At 61.5% G+C, this 6,005-nt stretch carries 5 protein-coding genes; 3 read left to right on the top strand and 2 right to left on the bottom strand.

Translation table 11 applies throughout. From position 1 onward, the window contains the following. Positions 1 to 63: 63 nt before the first annotated feature. The gene (locus U9R81_RS14090; RefSeq protein WP_322496068.1) at positions 64 to 1,143 is read right to left on the bottom strand and encodes an STAS domain-containing protein; all 1,080 of its coding nucleotides are present in this window, start codon (positions 1,141 to 1,143) and stop codon (positions 64 to 66) included. 83 nt (positions 1,144 to 1,226) lie between these two features. Then, positions 1,227 to 1,970: an SDR family NAD(P)-dependent oxidoreductase gene (locus tag U9R81_RS14085; protein WP_322496067.1), complete on the bottom strand. Its 744-nt coding sequence runs from the start codon at positions 1,968 to 1,970 to the stop codon at positions 1,227 to 1,229. Between the two features lie 655 nt (positions 1,971 to 2,625). Between U9R81_RS14085 and U9R81_RS14080 the strand changes: the two genes are divergently transcribed. The 3 genes from U9R81_RS14080 to U9R81_RS14070 form a co-directional block, all read left to right on the top strand. After that, positions 2,626 to 3,678 (top strand): ParB/RepB/Spo0J family partition protein, encoded by a 1,053-nt coding sequence (locus tag U9R81_RS14080; RefSeq protein WP_322496066.1) that lies wholly within the window; start codon positions 2,626 to 2,628, stop codon positions 3,676 to 3,678. Positions 3,679 to 3,853: 175 nt separating this feature from the next. Continuing rightward, positions 3,854 to 4,825, top strand: coding sequence for a patatin-like phospholipase family protein (locus U9R81_RS14075; RefSeq protein ID WP_322496065.1), 972 nt, complete (start codon positions 3,854 to 3,856; stop codon positions 4,823 to 4,825). Between the two features lie 611 nt (positions 4,826 to 5,436). Further along, positions 5,437 to 6,005 (top strand): MFS transporter (locus U9R81_RS14070; protein ID WP_322496064.1); only part of this gene is annotated, 569 nt, incomplete at its 3' end.

Raw genomic sequence — 6,005 nt, 5'->3', positions numbered from 1 at the left:
GGCAGGGAACCTGCCGCACGCCATGTGATCACCTTCTCTGGATCCCCTGCGGTACACAGCGCTTCACACACCTACCCGCTCGCGGCGCAACGCCGACGCCAGATCAGCCGCCGTCGCTACATCGGCTAGATCGACGCCAAGGGCCACCATTGTCTGCGCCACTTCAGGCCGCACCCCGACCAACGTCACTTCGGCGCCGAGCAGGCGGGCGGATTGCACCAACTTAATGAGACCAGCAGCTACCATCGTATCAACAAACGGCATGCCGGTAATATCGAGCACTAGATGGCGCGCGCCGGTCTGATCGATCGCTTGCAGCGCAGTTGATTGCGCTAGCCGGATCCGATCGTCATCCAGCTCGCCGACCAACGGCATCACTAGCGTTGCCCGGCCCACCGGCAAGACCGGCATACTCAGACCGCGGATCAACTCGCGCTGCCGTTCATTCTCGGCCAGCAGCCGGCTCTGTTCGGCCATTTGCCGCTCGACTTCAGCCAGCGCCTGCTTCAATTCCGCCGTGCGCTCGGCAACTCGCTCTTGCAAGCTAGCCCGTTCGCGCTGCAAATCTATATTAATTTGCCGCAACTGCGTAATCACCAAGATCAACCGCTCGTGGAACAGCCATAGTTGCAAGAGCAAAATCGCGCTAATCTCCAACACCCGGGCAAACTGGAACAGCATTTCCAACTCATCAGGAACAGGCGGAAAGAGGCGTAATTGCGAGCCAAGAATCATCGTGACGATGACCGCAATCCACGCAATAATGAGCAAGCGGCGGAGGAGCGGGCCACTGAGGAACGGCAGCATGGCAACAATTGCAATCACCGGCCCAAACGCCATCAAACCAGCGAGGTTCGGTAAAATGACCGCGCCAGCCAGACCGTACAACAACAGCGCAATAAATGACGTCATCAACGAGACGCGCACCTGTCCGCTGCGCGCCTGCGCCCACGCCTGCAACAACCCGACGACCAACACCCAATCGAGGATCATCAGCGCAATCAGGGTAGTAGTCTGCCAGATGAGCGCAGAAATCGTGGCGACGATAGCAACCACTCCCACGATTCCGGCAACCATCAAAAAGAACCGTTGAAATTGGCGAACTTGCCCCAGCGACAGCGTTGAGATAAACGGTTCGTGCATAGCGTCCTCGATCGCGTCGTTGCTCCCGATAGCACCGCCATCCTACCATATTTTAACAAACGCGCTGTAATCTCACTTTTGCCTCAATCCATCGTGATCCCGCCATCGACATCGAGCGTCTCGCCGGTGATAAAGGCGGCTTCCGCCGAAGCGAGGAAGACTACTGCTGCCGCCACTTCAACCGGTTGGGCAAAGCGACCTAGCGGGATCATCGCTTGCGCCCGTTCGCGTTGGGCCGGCGTCATCGCGCCGAGCAGCGGCGTCTCGACCGGGCCGGGGCAGATGGCGTTGGCGGTAATGCCATAGGGAGCCAATTCGCGGGCCAACGCCTTCGTCAAACCGATCGCGCCGGCTTTGGCCGCGCTGTAGGCGGCGCTGCCGAGAATGCCGCCGCCGCGCTTGCCGGCCACCGAGGCGATGGTGATCAGGCGGCCATACCCGTTGGCGATCATCGCCGGCACGACGGCGCGGCACGTGTGGTAGATCGCGGTCAAGTTGACCGCTAGCGTCCCTTCCCATTCGGCGGGAGCTAGTTCAAGGAACGGCGCCGAGCTGATGATTGCGGCGTTGTTGATCAGAATATCCACCTTGCCCCACTGGGCCAGCACATCGCCGATCACCGCCGCCACTGCGGCAGCATCGACGACATCAACTGCGGCGCTCAGCGCGGCGGGGCCAAGCTGGGCCGCCGCTTCGGCGACCAGCGTTGCCTCGCGGTCGAGGAGCGCAACGCGCGTGCCGTGGTCGGCGAGAGCAACAGCGATAGCGCGGCCAATTCCGCGCCCCGCACCGGTGACAATCGCCGTGCGTCCGGTGAGATCAAACATACGACACCTCAAAGGTAAAGACGGTTAACGCAAAGACGCAAAGGGAGCAAAGACGCTAAGGGTTTTAACGCAGAGACGCAAAGGGTGCAGAGGGCGCAAAGATTTTTAATAAGTAAGGCACAAAGTGAGCTGGAATATGTACATTTGGAGTCTATCATACCTGTAATCGGCTGATCCGGCGAGGGGCGCGTTTTTTACTGCCGAGGGCGCTGAGAACGCAGAGGCCGAGGCACGATATCATAGCGAGGGCGCGCAGCGACCAAAGCAATCTCCTCGCAGCCCCCCTCCGGGGGGAGGAGGATGACTCCCCTCCCCCAGCGGGGGAGGGGTTGGGGGTGGGGGCATCATCACCGCGCTGTATGACCCGGCCCTAAAGGGCCGGGCTAGGGTTACGAAGCCTGCTGCGCGGGCTAGAGCAAGGAATAAGAGCGCAACAAGCCACAAAAGGCGCAAACAGGTGCATTTTTGTGATCATTCCCAAAAAACCTCTGCGCCCTTCGCGCCTTTGCGCTTGAACCCTCTGCGTTTCTCTGCGGCTTGCCGGCAGGCAAGTTGCCAGCATCGCCCAAGCCTGCTATACTTGACACACTTGTTCGGATAGCATGCGCAATGACCGGCGCCGACCGGTCATTGCGTTGTCAAGGGGGAACCCGCGATGCAATTGCTTTATCTCGATCCGCGCCAGCTCGACGTTGACCCGGCAGGGGTGCGCGAGGAGCCGGGGGATGTGGCTGGGTTGGCGGCGACGATTGCGGAATATGGTCTGTTGCAGCCGATCGGGGTGACGCCAGCAGGCAGCGGACGGTACCGGGTGGTCTACGGCGGTAGGCGACGGGCCGCGGCGATCCAGCTTGGGTTGAGCAAGGTGCCCTGCATCGTGCTTGATAGCGATGACCCTGATTTGCTGCTGCGCCAATTGATCGAAAATGTGCAGCGCCAAGACCTCAACGACATCGAGCAGGCCCGCGCCTTCGCCCGGCTGCGCGAGCACATCATCGCCACTCGCGGCAAACTGCCCGACAACGAGCTTGACGAAGCGGTCGGGCAAGCGGTCGGCCTTGGCGCGCGCACAGTGCGCCGCTACCTCGGCCTGCTCGAATTGCCGGAAGAGGTGCAGCAGATGATCCGGCGCGGCGAGCTGAACGTGACCCAAGCCCAGCACTTGCGCCGCATCACCAACCCCAAAACGCAAATCGATCTGGCCCGCTTTGCGGTCGAAGAGGGCATGTCGGCCGCCGAACTGAGCCGGCTCACGACCTACTTCGCCGCCAACCCCAACCTGACCCTCGACGTTGCCTTGCAAGCGCTGGAGCAAGGCGCCGAACTGCGCACCAAAGCTACCCCGGACAGCAGCAGCGGCGGCCCGCTCAGCCGCACACCGGCGACGGCGGTCGATCTGCCTGAGCACGACGATGCGTGGGAAGATGAAGAGGCGGCGACAGACGGCGAGTATTTGACGGTGGTGGAAGAGACGATCGAAAACCAACCCAAGAACAAATCCCGCATCTTCCGCATCCGTTCGCTCGACCAAATGGTTGACGAGAGCGATCGCCTCGCCCGCGCTGTGCATGACGGCGACCTGCTGAAGTGGATCGAACGCGACGAAGGAGCGGCGTTCAAGGTCAGCCTGCTGTTGCGCCAACTCGAAAGCCTCACCCGCGCCCTGCGCGACATCGCCCGCCAGCGCAACATTCCGATCGAACCGTAACCGCGCGGGGATGGTTGTTGCTATCCCCGTGCCGGCCTGCCGTCCCGTCGTCATCCCCCCGTCACGACGCAAATGATCAACCGGCCGTCATCCCCCGTAGCGACGCACGGCTGTGCGTCGTTACGGGATCACAAACCGTTCCCGGCATTGTATAATTGATAATATGAACAACAACATGACATGGCTCAACCGAATCCGTGCGCGATTGCAACCGCCGACGGCCCCGCCGGAAGAACGGCGGCTGGGGTTGGCGCTCAGCGGCGGCGGCGGCAAGGGAGCCGCCCATATCGGTGTCTTGCAGGTGATGCAAGAACTGGAGATACCGATTGATTTGATTGTCGGTACGTCGGCAGGAGGAGCGGTAGCGGTGCTCTATGCCGCCGGTTTTGATTTGCTCGCCATTCAAGAGGTGTTTCGCCAGAGCGCGCTGCGCCGGATTGCGACGCCTGATCCGACCGGCACTGGCATCATCGGCCAGCGCCGGCGCGAAGAGCTGCTACGCCGTTTGCTCGGTGATCGCACCTTTGCCGATCTGCGCATTCCTTGCGCCGTCGTCGCGACCGATCTGGTCAGCGGCGAGCTGGTGGTGTTGCGCGAAGGGCCGGTGGTGCCGGCGTTGTTGGCGACCACCGCGCTGCCGGCACTCTTCCCGCCGGTGCCTTACGACGACATGTTGCTGGCCGATGGCGGCATTCTGAACAATCTGCCGGTGGATGTCGCCTACGAAATGGGGGCGCAGCGGGTGATCGCGGTCGATCTGCGCGACGCCAACGCTGATTTCTCGCTCCGACCCGAAGAGAACGATAACCTGTTCGCTCGCCTGATGTTCGCGCCCAAGCAATTCGCCGTCGCCCAACGCGCGTTGAGTTTGCTCATGGCGGAGACGACGGAACTGCGTTTGCAGCAATATCCGCCCGATCTTCTCATTCAGCCTGATGTGAGCAGTATTGCGACCCTCGACTTGACGACGCCGGAGAAGGGGTTTGCCATCGGGGTTGAAGCCGCCCGCGAGCTGGCCGGCGAGTTGACCGATTTGCGGTTGTGGCGCAAAGGCACGCAGTTGGCCGCCCAACCCCGACCAGCCCGCCCGCCGCGCCAACCAACGCTGCCGACGTACCGCCGCGAGACTACTCCGGTGACGCCGTGATGCTTGGTGAATAGCCACAAAGAGACACAAAAGACGCAAATGTACCTCTCGTTGGCGCCTTTTGGGTGTGTTCGTGGCGCTTGGTTGCCCCCACCCCCGGCCCCTCCGTTGGGGGTGGGGAAGCAACAGCTTTCAGGTAGCCTGTTCCGCTAGAGCAGGAGATTGCTTCGGGCGCTGATGCGCCCGAAGCAATGACATCATTCCTCACTGCATCCTCTGCGTCCTCTGTGGTAAAAAATACCCCCCCCCCCCAGCCCCTCCCCCGCTGGGGGTGGGGGGTTTGACTCCTACCCCCAGCGGGGGAGGTTGGGAGGGGGGCTAAAAAAGAAGGCGCGAAGAGCGCAGAGAACGCGAAGATTCTGAACGCAAAGGCACAGGGGGCGTAGAGGGTTTTTTGCATGATCACAAAAACGCACCTGTTTGCACCTGTTGTGGCTTGTTGTGCTCTTATGGCCCCAGCCCGCGCAGCGGGCTTCGTAAGCCTAGCCCGGCCCTTCAGGGCCGGGGATACGATGGCCCCTTCCCCCTTGCGCTTATGGCGATTTTGCAGTATCGTTGAACAAAGCAATATTTGATCAAGCACAATTTTACGTCAACCCAAGGAGCACCGTGTGAGTCGCCAGCGCACCGTCTTGATCACGCTCGGCGTGATGATGAGCATGTTTATGGCCTCGATGGAGTCAACCGTCATTGCGACGGCGATGCCGAGCATTGTGCGCGATCTCGGCGATATCGAGAGCTTTAGCTGGGTGTTCGCCATCTATATGCTGACCAGCACTACCGCCGGCCCAATCTTTGGCCGGTTGTCGGATCTGTTTGGCCGGCGACCGGTCTACATGGCGGCGATCGCGATCTTTAGCCTTGGTTCGCTCTGGTGCGGCTTGGCGACGACGATGCCGGCGTTGATCGCAGCGCGGGCGTTGCAGGGGGTGGGGGCGGGTGGTTTGCTGCCGCTGGCGTTTATCATTGTCGGCGATATCTTTACGCTCGACCAGCGGGCCAAGGTGCAGGGTCTCTTTGCTGGGGTGTGGGGCGTTAGTTCGGTGATTGGACCGTTGATCGGCGGCTTTTTGGTTGATCAGATTTCGTGGCATTGGGTGTTCTGGGTCAATCTGCTGCCGGCAGCGATCGCGGCGGCGCTGGTGTGGGCGGCGTGGCGCGGCGTGACGCCAGCCGCCGG

This window comes from Chloroflexus sp. (genome assembly GCF_034435895.1).
Lineage (GTDB): Bacteria > Chloroflexota > Chloroflexia > Chloroflexales > Chloroflexaceae > Chloroflexus.
The sequence above is the reverse complement of the archived record's forward strand: the minus strand, read 5'-3'. Positions and strand labels throughout refer to the sequence as shown.